The 15,738-nt window shown below is 34.7% G+C and carries 17 protein-coding genes and 1 pseudogene; 13 read left to right on the top strand and 5 right to left on the bottom strand.

What is annotated here, in order from left to right:
* Positions 1-20 precede the first annotated feature (20 nt).
* Positions 21-116, bottom strand: a complete 96-nt coding sequence (locus tag SM124_RS18630) for a YjcZ family sporulation protein (RefSeq protein ID WP_322448036.1) — start codon at positions 114-116, stop codon at positions 21-23.
* 250 nt (positions 117-366) lie between these two features.
* On the opposite strand from SM124_RS18630, the gene SM124_RS18625 reads away from it, so the two are divergent.
* A complete protein-coding gene (locus tag SM124_RS18625) occupies positions 367-1,512 on the top strand; it encodes an acyl-CoA dehydrogenase family protein (protein ID WP_322448035.1) in 1,146 nt (381 codons plus the stop codon).
* A gap of 55 nt (positions 1,513-1,567) precedes the next feature.
* On the opposite strand, the gene SM124_RS18620 is transcribed toward SM124_RS18625, so the two are convergent.
* The gene (locus tag SM124_RS18620; RefSeq protein WP_407691424.1) at positions 1,568-1,996 is read right to left on the bottom strand and encodes a ferritin-like domain-containing protein; all 429 of its coding nucleotides are present in this window, start codon (positions 1,994-1,996) and stop codon (positions 1,568-1,570) included.
* Positions 1,997-2,148: 152 nt separating this feature from the next.
* Here SM124_RS18620 and SM124_RS18615 point away from each other — a divergent pair, with 152 nt between their 5' ends.
* Together SM124_RS18615 and SM124_RS18610 are read left to right on the top strand one after the other, a co-directional pair.
* Positions 2,149-2,958 (top strand): alpha/beta fold hydrolase, encoded by an 810-nt coding sequence (locus SM124_RS18615; protein WP_322448034.1) that lies wholly within the window; start codon positions 2,149-2,151, stop codon positions 2,956-2,958.
* A gap of 74 nt (positions 2,959-3,032) precedes the next feature.
* Positions 3,033-3,485, top strand: a complete 453-nt coding sequence (locus SM124_RS18610; RefSeq protein ID WP_322448033.1) for a GNAT family N-acetyltransferase — start codon at positions 3,033-3,035, stop codon at positions 3,483-3,485.
* A 45-nt stretch (positions 3,486-3,530) separates the two neighbouring features.
* Here SM124_RS18610 and SM124_RS18605 read toward each other — a convergent pair whose 3' ends face one another.
* Complete coding sequence (locus SM124_RS18605) at positions 3,531-4,361, bottom strand: thermonuclease family protein (RefSeq protein ID WP_322448032.1); 831 nt, start codon at positions 4,359-4,361, stop codon at positions 3,531-3,533.
* A 125-nt stretch (positions 4,362-4,486) separates the two neighbouring features.
* Positions 4,487-4,951, bottom strand: a complete 465-nt coding sequence (locus tag SM124_RS18600; protein ID WP_322448121.1) for a DinB family protein — start codon at positions 4,949-4,951, stop codon at positions 4,487-4,489.
* A 248-nt stretch (positions 4,952-5,199) separates the two neighbouring features.
* On the opposite strand from SM124_RS18600, the gene SM124_RS18595 reads away from it, so the two are divergent.
* The 3 genes and pseudogenes from SM124_RS18595 to SM124_RS18585 all read left to right on the top strand — a co-directional run bounded on the left by SM124_RS18595 (position 5,200) and on the right by SM124_RS18585 (position 9,845).
* Positions 5,200-7,353 (top strand): PAS domain S-box protein, encoded by a 2,154-nt coding sequence (locus SM124_RS18595; protein ID WP_322448031.1) that lies wholly within the window; start codon positions 5,200-5,202, stop codon positions 7,351-7,353.
* A gap of 105 nt (positions 7,354-7,458) precedes the next feature.
* Positions 7,459-7,972 (top strand): annotated as a pseudogene (locus SM124_RS18590) (DUF3231 family protein).
* A 151-nt stretch (positions 7,973-8,123) separates the two neighbouring features.
* Complete coding sequence (locus SM124_RS18585; protein ID WP_322448030.1) at positions 8,124-9,845, top strand: ABC transporter ATP-binding protein; 1,722 nt, start codon at positions 8,124-8,126, stop codon at positions 9,843-9,845.
* 86 nt (positions 9,846-9,931) lie between these two features.
* Here SM124_RS18585 and SM124_RS18580 read toward each other — a convergent pair whose 3' ends face one another.
* Positions 9,932-10,168, bottom strand: a complete 237-nt coding sequence (locus SM124_RS18580; protein ID WP_322448029.1) for a helix-turn-helix transcriptional regulator — start codon at positions 10,166-10,168, stop codon at positions 9,932-9,934.
* Positions 10,169-10,469: 301 nt separating this feature from the next.
* On the opposite strand from SM124_RS18580, the gene SM124_RS18575 reads away from it, so the two are divergent.
* The 7 genes from SM124_RS18575 to SM124_RS18545 all read left to right on the top strand — a co-directional run bounded on the left by SM124_RS18575 (position 10,470) and on the right by SM124_RS18545 (position 15,729).
* Positions 10,470-11,327 carry a carbon-nitrogen hydrolase family protein gene (locus SM124_RS18575; RefSeq protein ID WP_322448028.1) on the top strand — a complete coding sequence of 286 codons (858 nt, stop codon included), beginning with the start codon at positions 10,470-10,472 and terminating at the stop codon, positions 11,325-11,327.
* Positions 11,328-11,358: 31 nt separating this feature from the next.
* Complete coding sequence (locus SM124_RS18570) at positions 11,359-12,030, top strand: GNAT family N-acetyltransferase (protein ID WP_322448027.1); 672 nt, start codon at positions 11,359-11,361, stop codon at positions 12,028-12,030.
* 367 nt (positions 12,031-12,397) lie between these two features.
* The gene (locus SM124_RS18565; protein ID WP_322448026.1) at positions 12,398-13,105 is read left to right on the top strand and encodes a CPBP family intramembrane glutamic endopeptidase; all 708 of its coding nucleotides are present in this window, start codon (positions 12,398-12,400) and stop codon (positions 13,103-13,105) included.
* 12 nt (positions 13,106-13,117) lie between these two features.
* Positions 13,118-13,897, top strand: a complete 780-nt coding sequence (locus SM124_RS18560) for a class I SAM-dependent DNA methyltransferase (protein ID WP_322448025.1) — start codon at positions 13,118-13,120, stop codon at positions 13,895-13,897.
* 9 nt (positions 13,898-13,906) lie between these two features.
* Positions 13,907-14,248, top strand: coding sequence for a PadR family transcriptional regulator (locus tag SM124_RS18555; RefSeq protein ID WP_322448120.1), 342 nt, complete (start codon positions 13,907-13,909; stop codon positions 14,246-14,248).
* Complete coding sequence (locus SM124_RS18550; protein ID WP_322448024.1) at positions 14,248-14,784, top strand: DUF2812 domain-containing protein; 537 nt, start codon at positions 14,248-14,250, stop codon at positions 14,782-14,784. The genes SM124_RS18555 and SM124_RS18550 overlap by 1 nt, the downstream gene beginning before the upstream one ends.
* 27 nt (positions 14,785-14,811) lie before the next feature.
* Positions 14,812-15,729 (top strand): MBL fold metallo-hydrolase, encoded by a 918-nt coding sequence (locus SM124_RS18545; protein WP_322448119.1) that lies wholly within the window; start codon positions 14,812-14,814, stop codon positions 15,727-15,729.
* The last annotated feature ends 9 nt before the right edge of the window (positions 15,730-15,738 follow it).

Raw genomic sequence — 15,738 nt, 5'->3', positions numbered from 1 at the left:
GCCCTTTAATTTAAAATGAATTAGTATCCAATATAAGCAGCTCCAACAATGATTAACAAGATGAATAGTACAACGATTAACGCAAAACCGTTACCATAACCGCCACCATAGCTCATTCATATCACCTCCATTAACAGATGAGACAGTGAGTAAACTTTGGTTAGGTTTATTCCACTGTTAATGTATACTATGTTTCAATAAGCAAAATGGTTGGACAACTAAACTAGGACATTGTAACTATTTTAGGGAATTAGAGGGTTTTTTATTGAATTGAACTTATGTTATCGGGAATATGTTTGGAGTATAAAGAAACATTATTCTAGACGATGATCAATACTGCAGCTTTAGATGAAGGAGGTCGGATCAATGAATTTCTTAGTAGCAAAATCACTTCAGGAAAAGTTATCACTCATGAAGCAGCTTGCAGGTCGGTTCTCGGAAAGAGCAGCAGAAGTGGATGAAAAAGGTTCTTTTCCTTTTGAAAATATTAAGGAACTTATTGAAAGTGGATATACTGCTCTTACAATTCCAGTTTCAAATGGTGGAAATGGTCTTTCATTATTTGAATTAATTAAACTCCAAGAAACCATTGCAATTGGTGACGGAGCAACAGCCCTTTCTATCGGCTGGCATATGGGAATTATGAAGAATTTGGATGAGAAGCGACTTTGGGATGATGTGATTTTTAAATATATATGTACCGAAGTTAAAAAAGGAGCCTTAATAAATGCGGCTGCTAGTGAACCTCAAACGGGAAGTCCTACACGAGGGGGAAAACCTACAACGGTTGCCATGAAAAGAAACCAAAAATGGGTAATATCCGGGCGAAAAACTTTTACTACTTTAGCTCCCGTATTAGACTATTTTATAGTGAGCGCATCTATTGAGGGAACAGAAGAAGTAGGGAACTTTTTAATTCCAAAAGAATCTCACGGAGTTGACATTGAAGAAACATGGGATAGCATTGCGATGAGAGGAACAGGAAGTCACGATTTAATACTAAATCATGTAGAAGTACAGGAAAGCTATCTAGTTGAAAAAATTGCACCAGGAGATAAAAAGGCAAACGGCTGGTTATTACATATTCCAGCATGTTACTTGGGAATTGCTCAAGCTGCACAGAATTATGCCATCCAGTTTGCGAAGGAATACTCCCCAAACAGTGTAAAGGGCTCCATTATCGACTTACCTAATGTTCAACAGAAGATAGGGGAGATGGAATTACTTTTGATGCAATCTAGACATTTCTTGTATAGAGTGGCAAAGCTTTGGGACGAAGCAAATGAGGAAGAACGAGAAAGTTTGAAACCAGAATTGGGTGCTGTGAAGCTAACGGTAACTAATTCTGCAATTAAAGTAGTGGACCTTGCCATGAGAGTGGTTGGTGCTAGGAGTTTATCTATTAAAAATCCACTCCAACGCTATTATCGAGATGTGCGCGCTAGCTTACATAATCCACCTATGGATGACATGACGATCCAGATGCTTGCTATAAGTGCGATTAATAAATAGTTTAAAGACTCTAAAAAGATGCCCGGAATGATAAACTACTGGGCATCTTTTCTGTTTACTGTAGCAAAAGGCTCCTCAATTTCTCTACATGCTTTTCATCATGTCTTAGGATTTCATCTACTAATTGTTGGCTTTGTTCGTCTAAATCTCCCTTTACTATTTCATCGGACATTTGAATGCCGTAAAAGTCTTCTCCTTTTAATGCGGTTCTTAATATTCCATCCGTTGTATGTGGAGTAGTGAACCTAGAAATGAACTCTTGAATGGACCCTGCAAATCCCTCATCGTCAACGGGAGTTCCTCCGAGATTTTGGATTCTCTCCGCTACTCTCATAGCATGCATTTTATGGTCTTGCTGAATTTGTTGCAGCTCTTTTTTTATGTAAAAATCATCGATATTTTGGATTAAATGTTCATACGCATGAATTCCCATATATTGTCCTTTTAAAAAAGCATTCAACTCTTTAATTACGTCTTCGTACACTATTCTTCCACCTCCTAACTTAATTTTTCCAATTTTAATTTAAGTTATCCAAAATCAGAATTTAAAAAAAGAGTTTAAAAAGTATGTTAAAATATTGGAAAAGTGTGTTAATTATTAGGATTCAGATAATTTTAAATATAGGGGAGAATTTTATGCTTACTGAAGTTAACAAAGGAAGTATTTATTCGGTTACATATGGTGAAGGAAAGCCAATTGTTATCCTACATCCATTAGCTACAGATCATCGCTCAATGGAAGCTTGGTTAGAACCGATTTTTGAGATACATAAGGGGTTCAAGAGGATTTATGTTGATATTCCTGCACATGGAAAAAGCTTGATTAATGAGGAAGTCAATACAACAGAAGAAATTTTGAGTATGATAGACGAATTCTTAAAAGGCACGTTAGGTAATACCCCTTTTCTAATCATAGCAATGTCGTTTGGAAGTTATTTGGCTCAAGGGTTACTTTCTAAGTTTGGAGAACAAGTGGATGGACTATCTTTACTAGCACCAGTCACACAAACGATGGAGAGGGAGGTTCCTAATAGAGTCATTCTAGAAAAAGATGAGGAGATTTTTAAAGATCTAGATGATGAGATAGGAAAGGCCTTTGATATATTAATAGCCAAACAGAATAAAGAGAATTTAGAGTTATTTTTACGTGAGTTTCAGCCGGGCCGTTTATTAGCTAATCGAAAATTCTTAGCTTCAGAATGGAGAACAAAAGGCTACCATTATTCCTTTGAATTGTATCCAGATGGAAGGAAATTTGAACAAAATACACTCATACTAACAGGGAAGCAAGATTATATTTGCGGCTATAAGGATCCCTTTAAACTAGTGGATAATTTCCCGAATAGTACGTACACCATTTTGAATAATACGGGGCATTTAATACAGATTGAACAACGAAAGCAAGTGCAATATCACGTAGGTGAGTGGTTGAAGAATTTTAAGTAAAAAGAGGCAAGGACAATACAGGTTTGTTATCATATTTTAAAGACAGATATTCAGCATTAGAGGGGGAAATTAAGATGGCAGTAATTTCAGTAAGAGAGTTGACGTTAGATAATATCTATAAATGTATTAATTTAAATTTAGATGAATCACAAAAGAATCGCATTGCACCTAATGTTTATTCGATAGCAGAATCAAAGGTCAATCCGAATTACACACCATATGTTATTTACGCTGATCAAGATGTAATTGGGTTTGCTATGGTTGATTATGACCCAACTTTGGATGGAGAAGATAAATATTGGGTTCCTCGCTTTATGATAGACGTACGACAACAAGGAAAAGGATATGGAAAAGAAGCGATGAAACAAATTATTCATATGCTGAAGGAAGCACCAGATTGCGAACGTATTCGATTATCAACTGAACCAGACAATATTCCCGCAATCAAATTCTATGAGTCGATTGGATTTAAAAACACCGGAAAGCTCCTTGAAGAGTCAGAAGTGATATTAGAATTACTACTATAAATAAATTACAGTCGTTATTCCTGTATAGGGACCGACTGTTTTTGTTTAAAGTAGACGTTTGACAGTAATAATCAATATAGCACCTATAATCACAAATAAACCTAAAAAATAGTTGAAACCTGATTCATCCGATTCAGAGGCATACATTCCCCGATTATTTTCTCTAGCATCTTTCATCGCTGCATGAATTCGATCTTCATATTTATAATTTCCGTAATCGTAGAAATCCTTAACAAAACCAGCTTTGGTTATTTCTTCTTGGTGTAATAAATCACCAACCCACACCCAGGCTAATAAGCGGCCGTACTTGTCAAAAAGTGCGTTTCCGTCTGTTTCTATCATGATTTTTCCTTGCTTAAGTAATGTACAACTGTATTCACTAGCTTCTTTTCCGTATGGTTCAATCTTGTTCGTGCTTTCAGGTGTATCAATATATAGGAAACGTGTTTTATATATTTCGCCGTTTATTAGAAAATTAGCCGTGTCACCATCCGTGCATTTCTCTAATGTAGCTTCATATGTATGACCTATTAATAGTTCTCTTACAGAAGTTGAAGCAGTCTTGTTTGATGGTTCCTTTTTCTTAGGGGTAGCAGTTGTTTGAAAAGTATAACCTTCTAAATCTACTTTCGAGTCTATTAATTGATTGGTACATGTTGTATTACTGTTATTTTCAATAATTAAAGTAATGAGTTCTTCCATATTATTTGCTGTCTCGGCTAACGGGGTAGGTTCATGAAGAATGTATACACAATCAGACGAGCGAAAATGTCCTCCAAGTTCGTCTCGTGGGCCGTTATGAGCAAATGTTTGACTAGGAGAAATGATGATCAACCATATTAGTAAAATTAAGTATACTAGTGTCTTTTGATGCAAGATGAATAACCTCCTTCTACCTACTTAGGCACATTACGATGTTCTATCATAACACGAAATGAGGCATTAATCTCTTATAAACACAAAAAAGATCCCCATGAAAGAGGATCTTAAGCTAGATACAATTAACCCTTGCTAACAAACATAGGAAGGTCTGTGTGTCCTAGTTCACGGACGTAGATGAATAGTGCCCCTTTATGGTGAATTTCATGGTCCATTGCTACTTGTAGAACTTGAGAACCTGTTAGTTTCATTCCAAGAATGTTTGTTAAGTCAATAGTTTGATTCAGTTCTTCTTCTGTTAATGACTGTAACGTTTCAACGGTTTTTGTAGTAATTTGATTTGCTAAATCAGATAAGTTCTCTGCCTCAGTTTCAAAGTTGTTACTAAAGGCAGATAGGTCCCCTTTTTTAACAACTAATGCAAATCGGTAGAAGCTTGTCAACATATGAGAGACTAATTTTTCCGTTGTCATGGAAGTGGGGGTTGGTTTGTATTCATAGTTTTCTTTCTCAATTTTACTCACTAATTGGAGTGTTACATTACGGTGTGATAAAAAATAATTTAAATATTTTTCTGTTCTACTCATCATTATTACCTCTTTTCTATTAATCATTTAAAATCATCATACAATAAGTTAGTATGGAGTTAATCTACTATATGTAAATTTATCCATTTTTATATTATCTATTGAAAAATATTTTAACAAAAACTTCTAAACCTGTAACTTTTATTTAACTATAATAGTCTAAGTTAAGGAGCCCTTTTTTTCAAATTTCGGGGACTGTAAATTTAATAAAGATACGTAGGCGATTCTAAGTGTAAGAAGGTGTAAGTATGACTAGTAATGGAAATATGTCTACATCCATGTTTGAACACTTCCTATCTAGCTTCAAAGAAGCCATCATTATGATAGATCATAACTGGACTATTAGGTTTATTAATAAAAAGGCAGAAGTTTTATTTGATGTGAAAACAAACATAATTGGTAAGAATATTTGGTCAGAAATGGCTGAATCGATTCGACCTTATTATGAATTTTATTTAAATCATGCATTTGAGGAAGATAAAATAACTGAATTTGATCATTATTATCAAGAAAAAGCGGTATGGCTGAAAGCATGTGCCTATCCTTCAGAACAAGGATTAACTTTACATATTAAGGAGCAAAGTAATCCCGTTATTAGTAACGGGTTAAAAGAAAGTATTCACTATGATTCACTCTTTAAACAAAATCCAGATCCAGTATTTTCAGTAGATAGAGAAGGAAATTACCTTTCTGCTAATGACAGCTTTATAAAAGCTTCTGAATATTCTATGGATGAAATCATCCAGTTAAATTTTTCACATCTCATACATCAAGAAGACTTGGAAAGAGTCTCAAATCATTTTAAGAAGTCATTAACTGGCTTTCCACAAGTTTATGAAACTAGATGCTTAACGAAATATAGAAAGCTATTATTTATACAGATAAAAAATATCCCTATTATAGACCAGGGTGAAGTGATTGGTGTTTATGGTGTAGTGAAAGATGTAACCGAACAAAAGAAGGCAGAAGCAACTAGTAAGCAAAGGGAAACAAACTTAAGGCTAGCGATGAAGATTGCGAAACTTGGAAGTTGGGAATGGGATGTTCTTAATAATGTTATTACACTATCCGAAGAACATAGGCGCATTATAGACTTAGGGTCTACTTCCCAGCTAACATTTGAGGAATATATGAATTATATTCACCCAAGTGACCGTGATTACGTACAAAAGAATATAGAAGAGACTTTTGAAGGAAAACCTTTAAATATCGATTTTAGAATGATTCGTTCCAATGGACAAATGCGCTATGTAGAGGCTGTCGGTGAAGCTTTTTTTAATAAGATTGGCCAAGTTTATAAAGTAATTGGTACAACTAAAGATGTAACAGATCGGAAATTTGATCAAGAAAAACTGAGGAAGAGCGAGGAGTTATACAATCTAATAACGGAAAATTCACATGACGTGATTATATTTATTAATTCAAACCGACATTTCACTTATGTGTCTCCGGCAATTAAAAATCTATTAGGATATGAACCAGAAAATTTAATTGGAAGAAGAGGACTTGATTTTATACATCCTGAAGATTTGGAGAAATTATATATATCTAAAGAGATCGATTATTATGTGAGCACCTCTCGTTATCTTCATAGAAATGGTCATTACGTTTGGGTCGAGTTATCTAGAAAATTAATTAAGGATGAGAACGGGGAAGTTGATAAGTTTCTCATTATTGCTCGTGACGTAACGAAGCGATTAGAAGCGGAAGAGTTAATGATAAAATCTGAGAAACTAAGCCTCGCTGGCCAACTGGCTGCAGGTATTGCCCATGAAGTAAGAAATCCACTTACAGCTATAAAAGGATTTCTACAGATGATGAGCAAAGGTTATGAAATGAAAGCGGAGTATTTAGAGGTAATAGATGTGGAGCTAACCAGAATTGAGACTATCTTAAGTGAGTTACTGTTGTTAGCAAAACCACAGAGTTTAAAATTTAAAAATCATAGGGTAAGTTCTATCATCATTCAAGTCGTTACCCTGTTAGAAACGGAAAGTAACTTAAAGAACGTTGTGCTTAAGATTGAACAAGAAAGTAATGATTTTTTAATTCACTGTGATGAGAATCAAATGAAACAAGTGTTTATAAATTTTATTAAAAATGGTATTGAGTCAATGCCGGATGGTGGAGAAATGATTATAAAAACAGAAAGTACCGAACATTCTGTATTGATTCATTTTATAGACCAAGGAAGCGGTATTGGGGAAAGTACTTTGGCCAAACTGGGGCAGCCTTTTTTTACAACAAAAGAAAAGGGGACTGGACTTGGACTTGCTACTAGCTTTAATATCATTGAAAACCATCATGGCGAAATTGCGGTAGAGAGTAAAGTAGGCTTTGGAACATCGTTTATCATTAAGCTTCCGCTCGTGAAGGAAATGGAGTTAGTCGCTGTTGATTAAATTTTCTACTATTCCTATGTATCCCTATTTTATTAAAGGGCACTCTAACATTGTGCATATGTAGAAGGGTGGCACAATTATATGAGTGTGTTTAGGAGGTTTACAATGGGAATCTTAAGTGGAAATCCAAAAGATGAACCAATGCATTATGGAGAGGTCTACAGTTGCTGGTCGTTCTTATTAGCTTCTAAAGGGTTATCAGTCTCTCACCAAACGATGAAAAATCATGCAGGTGATGAGGATTTAAAGAAAATACTAGATGAATCTATTCACCAATGTAACCAAGAAATAAGAGACCTTGAAGCTTTGTTAAAGGAAAATGGTGTAGGGTTACCACCGACACCACCAGATCGTCCGCAAGCATGCTTAGATGACATCCCAGTAGGGGCTAGATATATGGACCCGGAAATTGCAGCCTCTTTATCTGCTGAAATTGCAGCTGGGTTAGTATCTTGTAGTAAAATTTATGGGTCAAAGTATTAGAGAAGATATCGCGATGATGTTTGGTCAATATCATACACAAAAAGCTACTCTAGCTGCTAAGGTTCTCCGAATGAACAAGGAGAAGGGCTGGTTAGTTCCTCCGCCGCTACATAAAAAAACGGGTGAGGATTGTTAAAAAAATTCAGACCCTATATTTAGGGTCTGTTTTCATGTTGCGTATTGATTTCTGAAAACTCTTTCTATATAATTTGGTTTATTCGAATTCCGAAATAATAGGTTCATAGTTTTATCATTGAAAAATATAAATTCATTAAGGAGTATTTCACATGATTCGCCGCTTTTTATCTTATTATGTTCCACATAAGAAACTTTTCACGTTAGACTTTAGTAGTGCGGTCGTTGTTGCCTTACTAGAGTTAGCCTTTCCGTTGGCCGTTCAGTGGTTTATTGACTCACTGTTACCAAGTGGAAACTGGTCGATGATTGTTTCTGTAAGCATAGGATTATTATGCTTTTATTTAATGAGTACCTTTTTACAATTTATCGTCAACTATTGGGGACACATGCTTGGAATTAATATTGAGACCGATATGAGACAACAACTATTTACACATGTACAAAAGCAATCATTCCGTTTCTTTGATAATACGAAGACAGGGCACATTATGAGCCGTATTACGAATGATTTGTTTGATTTAGGTGAGCTTGCCCATCACGGTCCAGAGGATGTTTTCATTGCCATTATGACCTTCTTTGGGGCTTTCTGGATTATGCTTACTATTAATGTAAAACTGGCTTTAGTAACCATCATTGTCGTTCCATTCCTTATTTGGTTAATCACGTTCTGTAATATTAGAATGAATAAGGCTTGGAAAGAAATGTATAGTGATATAGCAGATGTAAATGCTCGCGTTGAAGATAGTGTAGCAGGAGTTCGTGTTGTACAATCTTTTACAAATGAGAAATTTGAGATTAAGAGATTTCAGAAAAATAATGAGAAATTCCGCTTATCCAAGCTTGCAGCCTATAAAATTATGTCATATAGTTCTTCAGGAATTTATATGATGACTCGTTTTTTTATTTTAATTGTGTTAGTATACGGTGCTTGGCTAAGCTATACCGGTGAACTAACATATGGAGCACTAGTTGGGTTTGTTTTATACGTAAATGTTTTATTTAAACCAATTGATAAAATTAGTGCCTTAATGGAGCTTTATCCAAAAGGAATGGCTGGTTTTAGAAGATTTACAGAGTTAATTGACACACTTCCTGAAGTCGTCGATAAAGAAGATGCTATTAAAGTAGACACGTTAAGTGGAGATATCCAATTTAACAATGTCCATTTTAGATATGATGATTCAAAAGAGATTTTACAAGGAATCGATCTAAAGATTGATGCTGGAGAAACAGTAGCTTTTGTTGGCCCTTCAGGTGCTGGTAAGACGACCATTTGTTCACTCATACCTAGGTTTTATGATGTAAATGAAGGAAGCATTACAATAGATGGCATAGACTTACGAGATATGACGAAAGAATCTTTACGATCTAATATTGGTATTGTTCAGCAAGATGTTTTTTTATTTACAGGTACGCTTAGAGAAAACATTGCTTATGGAATGTTAGATGCTACGGATGAAGAAATTAAAGAGGCGGCAAAAAGAGCCCATTTAGAAGACTTTATTGCCTCGTTACCTCTTGGATATGAGACGCAAATTGGAGAGAGAGGCTTAAAGCTTTCAGGAGGACAAAAGCAAAGGATAGCCATTGCTAGAATGTTCTTGAAAAATCCACCAATTCTTATTCTAGATGAAGCAACGTCTGCTCTTGATACCGAAACAGAGATGATTATTCAGAAGGCGTTAACTGAACTTGCTAAAAACAGAACTACTTTAGTCATTGCCCACCGACTAGCTACCATTCGGAATGCTGACCGTATCGTAGTTGTAACGGAAGAGGGAATTGCTGAACAAGGCAGACATGATGAGTTAATTAAAAAAGGTGGAATATTTGCTAACCTTCATAGTGTTCAATATCAACAGCAATATTAAACTATAGTATATTTTTAAACTACGAAATAGTCTAAAACAAAAACAGCGGCCTACTGAAAGCCGCTGTTTTTGTTTTAATATAAAGCCTACATTAAAGGAGGAATCCCTTTACTAATTTCGGTAACGATAGATGTGATTGATTCTACTTGTTTTTCATCTAGATCAAAAGCTTCTTTTATTTTCGTTTCTAAGTCTTTTGTTACTGTTCGTTTGCCTACCTCAACTAAAGCAATGAGAGCGTAACTACAATTTACTAATTTAGCAAAATCTCGCTGTGTTAAATTATAGCTTCGTCTTAAAAATTTAATGATCTCTTTATTCATATAACACCTCATTAATCGAAAAAGCTATCTTATTTAAGTTAGCATCAGAACATCTCATTTGTAAAGAAAGAGTTTTTTTAATTAAAGGTAAATATTTGAAATAATAACGAATGTTAGTTATATTTAGAAAAAATCATAATGTACGAGGTATACCATGGAAAAACAGTTTCACTTAGGTACACTTCTCTTACTTCAAAGGGCGGAATATTTGTAAAAATTAATCAAAACTTGTTAAACTAATAAAAATCATTAATAATCAAAAAAAGATAAGTTATTTACTCTAAAGTTAGGGGGATACAAAGTGAAATTTCGAGTTTCAGCGGTGCAATATCATCTTCATACCATTGGGTCCTTTGAAGAGTTTGCAAACCAATGTGAGCATTATGTAAAAACAGCACAAGAATTTGATTCTAATTTTATTCTATTCCCAGAGTTTTTCACAACTCAACTATTATCTATCGGAAGTGAAAAAGGAATCAAGACGACTATCAATGACTTACCGAATTTTACAGAGCAATATCTTGAATTATTTAAGAAATTAGCAAACGAGACCAATATGCATATTATTGGTGGAACACATGTCATTAATCGAGATGGCAAGCTATATAATGTTGCACATTTATTCTATCCAGACGGTAGAGTTGAAGAACAGGCGAAACTTCACATTACTCCTACGGAAGTGGAAGAATGGAATATGACAAAAGGCGATTCCTTCAGAGTTTTCGATACAGATTTTGGTCGTATTGCCATGTTAACTTGTTATGATATAGAATTTCCTGAAATCGTCCGTATGGCAAAAGCGAAGGGTGCTGACGTTATTTTCTGTCCTTCTTGTACAGATGATCGTCATGGTTTCCATCGTGTTCGCTATACAAGCCATGCACGTGCAATCGAAAACCAAATCTATGTTGTACTAACAGGAACAGTTGGTTCATTACCTACTGTTGATTTCATGAGAGGAAACTTTGGACAAGCAGTTGTCATTACACCTAACGACGTACCATTTCCTCCTAAAGGAATCATGGTAGAAGGCGAAATTAATGATGATATGATTGTGACAGCTGACTTAGATTTAGATCTTCTATATAAAGTAAGAGAAAAAGGTTCCGTAACTACATGGCGTGACAGAAGAACTGATTTATATACAGATTGGGAGTAAAGAATATTCTCTGAAATGGAGTGTTGAACAAATGGAATATGTAAGAATTACTAGCATTGAAGATCCTCTTTTTGTAAAAATGCACGAATTAATGGGAAATGTGTTTCCTCCAGAAGAAGTATTAGAATTTGATTTATGGAAAGAACCATTAGAAGACCCAAGTATTCGTGTATTTGTTGCCGTTAATGGTGATGAAGTAGTAGGGGCAACAGAATATCGCTATTATCCTGATTGGAATATCGGAATGACAGATTTTACGATCATTGGTCGCCCTGGACTTAGCTTAGGTCGTTTTCTAGCTCAAAATAGACAGAAAGACTTAAATGAGTTAGCAAAAGAAAATGGTAAAGTTTTATTTGGAATGTTTGCTGAAATTTATGACCCGTATAAAAGTATGGAACATGAATTTGGCGGCGTAAAGCCGATGGATCCGTTTGTTCGTCGTGAAGTACTTTCACATCTTGGATATAGAAGATTAAACTTCCAATATGTTCATCCTTCATGGAAAAACGATGGAGAAGCTGTATCTGGCCTAGATTTCTGTTTCATGCCAACAGATGACACTCTAGAGTCAATTCCAGCAAAGCTAGTGGTTGATTTCTTAACTACGTATTATTCTGTTTTATCAAATAAACCTCAAGCATGGTTACAAATGATTGAAGAACTGAAAAGCAAAGAAAACATTGAACTTTTACCTTTATAATATGCTAAATAAAGACAGCAAGCATTTATGTTTGCTGTTTTTTTGTTTGATTTTATTCTAAATAAATTTAATTTAGTTTTTAGTTTACTTTTTTACTCTGAGTTGATTGGAGCGGAGGGCACATGACTCCTGCAGGGATAGAGGGAATGGGAGACCCCACAGGCGGTACGTCGAGGAGGCTCCCATCCCTCCCTGCGGAAAGCAAGTGCCTGGAGCGGAAATCAACGGGCCGTATTATATAGTTGGTTTATATCCAAAGTTGGAAAATTTATGTTGACAATAAATGCTAAAATTTATACTATATCAATGTACGATATATCGGTTGACGATATATAAAATTTTACATTTATGAGAAAGTAGGATTTTTATGATATTAATGACACTCATTATTCTATTCACTGTAATTATTGTTCCATTGTTAGATGTTATTGGATATAAACGAATAGAGAGAGAAAAGTCGAGTAAAGCACGAATGCAGTTTTACTATTATCTTATTACCATTGAATGGCTAATCGTTGGTGCAATATTTCTAGTTTCATATTTAAATGGAATATCAATGAAAGAGCTAGGCTTTATCTTTCAGTTTGAAACCATTAGTAATTTCTTGTATTTCATTGGAGGTCTTTTAACATCTACCATCGTTCTGTTCTTTGTTTTATCAAGAATTCCTTTTTACAGAAAAATGCTAGAAAAGCAGCTTTCACTCATTGAACATATGCTCCCAGCTTCCATAAAGGAAAGACTTGTTTTTGCATTAGGAGCTATTACAGCTGGAATTTGTGAAGAGATTATTTACCGCGGGTTCTTATTTCATTACTTCTCCCAAGCACCATTTGAATTAAGTACGACAATGATTATGATTGTAACAAGTGTTATCTTTGGTTTAGCACATATTTACCAAGGCTGGAAAGGTGTTATTGTCACCGGACTTGTAGGTTTTTTAATGGCAAGATTTTACGTTAATTCAGGAACATTAATTATTCCAATTATTTTACATATTATTATTGACCTACGTTTTGCCGTTTTACCGAACCTTAATAAAAAATCAAATACATCCATTGCACTTGAAAAATAGGAGGTATCAGTTATGGAAAATATCTTTATAAATAATTTTTCTGAATATGATCAACCAGATTTATACGATGTTGAAAATGATGGCTGGAATGAGGATACATTGTTCATAGAGCAATGGGCGAAGAAACAAGAAGGAATGGTTATAGATTTAGCATGTGGAACGGGAAGGACAGCTATTCCTTTAGCGAAACAAGGAATATCGGTCATTGGAGTAGATTTACATGAAGGGATGTTAAATAAAGCAAGAGAAAAAAGTGAACAACAGAATCTCTCGATTAAGTGGGTAAACCAAGATATTACGGAACTTCAACTAGATGTAAAAAGTAGTCTTATTTACATGGTTGGTAATTCCTTTCAACATTTCTTAACAAACGAATCACAGAATTTATTGTTCTCATCTGTAAGTAATCATCTATTAGATAATGGGCTATTTATCTTTAATACGCGCTTTCCCTCAAAAGATGAATTAATGCAGCCTGAAACAGAAGAGTATTGGCGTTCTTATACGGACCATTTAAATAGACATGTAGAAGTGTCTACTATTGCGAAGTATAATTCAATCTTACAAATACAAGATTATATCACGATTCGTCGTTTCAAAGAGGCAAGTGGTCAGATAGCTGAAACGAGGAGTTCTATTTCCTTACGTTACACCTATCCACAAGAAATGGATAGACTATTAGACAAGCACGGATTCGAAGTTGTAAATGTATATCAGGATTTTAATGAAGCCCCTTTAACTACGGAAGCTTATGGAATGGTCTATGTATGCAGAAAAGTTGGTCAAAAATAGGAGGTAATGATGTTTACTAAAAAAGAAAAAGATTACCTACCCTTAACCGAGTCAACTTTTTATATAATTCTATCCTTGGTAGAACCGATGCATGGTTATGGGATTATGCAAAATGTTGAGGAAATGAGTAACGGAACCGTTAAACTTGGACCGGGAACTTTATACGGAGCTTTAAATAAATTAGAAAAAGAAAAGTTAATTATAAAAGTTCATATCGAACAAGCTGAGGAAAGAAGAAAGTATTACGAGTTAACAGATTTAGGAAGAAACGTATTAAAGCTTGAATTTGAGCGCTTATCAAGGTTGGTGAATGCAAGCAGGGGAACGATAGAAAAACTGGAGGGGAGATAGTGGAAGAAACAAAAAAAGTCACGAAAGTTTTCTTTGCTTGGCAGGATGAAAAAGAAGAGAACTGGTTAAATGATATGGCTAGTAAAGGGTGGATGCTTAAGGGTGTTAATAAGCTTACATATACCTTTATTAAAAGTGATATTCATGACCCTATTATTTATAAATTAGATTATCGGTCAACTAGGAATGATGATTTCGAAGAGTATAAAGGAATTTTTGAAGATGCTGGTTGGGAGCATGTTGGTATGTTTGGCGATTGGCATTATTTTAAAGGAAAATCATCCTGTGTGGGACAGGAAGACATCTATTCTGATTCCTCATCTAAAATAGAAAAATATAAAAATCTTTTATATAGACTGATTATAGGTTTAATCTGTATGGTCATTATTTCACTTTCCTTTATGTTTAAATCGATAGAGAGTTTATCATTTCTCTTTATACTATTTAGAATAATTTATTTAGTATTTATAGGGTTAATTTGTTATTCTATTTATAAAACTTACGGAAAGATTCAATCTCTCAATAAATCACTATAAGTAGTAATCATTTTGAAGGAGAATATGATGGCTCGTACAAGATACACCAATTACGATAATGTTTCGACCACTAAATCGGTAAGAGAAATGTTAAAGTGGTCAAAGGAACGTCGGGGAAAAGTAAAGGATTTAACGAATCACATTCCTCAAGCGAAAAATAAACAAATAAATCAGCTTCAGACAAATAGACAATTATTTTCAATTACTTGGGTAGGACATTCCACATTTTTAATCCAAATGAACGGAATGAACATTTTAACAGACCCTGTTTGGGCTTACCGGATGGGCTTACAAAAAAGGCTAACTGAGCCGGGGATCATGATGAAAGACTTACCTAAGATTGATGTTGTTGTTATTTCACATGGGCATTATGATCATTTAGATTTTGGTAGTATCAGTAAATTAAACGGAAATCCAACCTATTATGTTCCAGTTGGTTTAAAGTCAGCTTTTTCACGAAGAGGTTATAAAAACGTAATTGAAGCAAACTGGTGGGATACATTTGATGTCAATAATATGAAAATCTCTTTCGTTCCTGCTCAACACTGGACGAAAAGGTCATTAAATGACACCAATTCTTCTCACTGGGGCGGATGGATACTAGAGCATAATGAAAAATCCGTTTATTTTGTGGGGGACACAGGATATTTTAGAGGATTTAAAGAAATTGAAAAGCACTATAACTTAGACATAATCCTAATGCCTATCGGTGCATACGAACCAGAATGGTTTATGTCTTCATCCCATATAAATCCTGAAGACGCTATTCAAGCTTTTGTCGAACTTAAGGGAAATACGTTTATACCTATGCATTATGGAGCTTACCGGTTAGCTGATGATACAGGACCGGAAGCATTGGAACGTCTATATGCAGAGTGGAAGAATCTTAAATTAAGTGATGAGATGTTAAAAGTATTAGCTATCGGAGAAACTTATTGGGTTTAGTTGGATCAA

Source organism: Robertmurraya mangrovi, assembly GCF_034427655.1.
Taxonomy (GTDB): Bacteria; Bacillota; Bacilli; order Bacillales; family Cytobacillaceae; genus Robertmurraya_A; species Robertmurraya_A mangrovi.
Note: the sequence above shows the minus strand (reverse complement) of the source record. Positions and strands in the feature narration are given on the sequence as shown.

What these genes read in the sequence shown, in the direction of transcription:
- SM124_RS18555 (WP_322448120.1), top strand. Translation starts at nt 13,907, where the DNA reads ATGTTTACTAAAAAAGAAAAAGATTACCTACCCTTAACCGAGTCAACT.
- SM124_RS18615 (WP_322448034.1), top strand. Translation starts at nt 2,149, where the DNA reads ATGCTTACTGAAGTTAACAAAGGAAGTATTTATTCGGTTACATATGGT.
- SM124_RS18560 (WP_322448025.1), top strand. Translation starts at nt 13,118, where the DNA reads ATGGAAAATATCTTTATAAATAATTTTTCTGAATATGATCAACCAGAT.
- SM124_RS18565 (WP_322448026.1), top strand. Translation starts at nt 12,398, where the DNA reads ATGATATTAATGACACTCATTATTCTATTCACTGTAATTATTGTTCCA.
- SM124_RS18570 (WP_322448027.1), top strand. Translation starts at nt 11,359, where the DNA reads ATGGAATATGTAAGAATTACTAGCATTGAAGATCCTCTTTTTGTAAAA.
- SM124_RS18600 (WP_322448121.1), bottom strand. Translation starts at nt 4,951, where the DNA reads ATGAGTAGAACAGAAAAATATTTAAATTATTTTTTATCACACCGTAAT.
- SM124_RS18625 (WP_322448035.1), top strand. Translation starts at nt 367, where the DNA reads ATGAATTTCTTAGTAGCAAAATCACTTCAGGAAAAGTTATCACTCATG.
- SM124_RS18580 (WP_322448029.1), bottom strand. Translation starts at nt 10,168, where the DNA reads ATGAATAAAGAGATCATTAAATTTTTAAGACGAAGCTATAATTTAACA.
- SM124_RS18545 (WP_322448119.1), top strand. Translation starts at nt 14,812, where the DNA reads ATGGCTCGTACAAGATACACCAATTACGATAATGTTTCGACCACTAAA.
- SM124_RS18630 (WP_322448036.1), bottom strand. Translation starts at nt 116, where the DNA reads ATGAGCTATGGTGGCGGTTATGGTAACGGTTTTGCGTTAATCGTTGTA.
- SM124_RS18595 (WP_322448031.1), top strand. Translation starts at nt 5,200, where the DNA reads ATGACTAGTAATGGAAATATGTCTACATCCATGTTTGAACACTTCCTA.
- SM124_RS18585 (WP_322448030.1), top strand. Translation starts at nt 8,124, where the DNA reads ATGATTCGCCGCTTTTTATCTTATTATGTTCCACATAAGAAACTTTTC.
- SM124_RS18610 (WP_322448033.1), top strand. Translation starts at nt 3,033, where the DNA reads ATGGCAGTAATTTCAGTAAGAGAGTTGACGTTAGATAATATCTATAAA.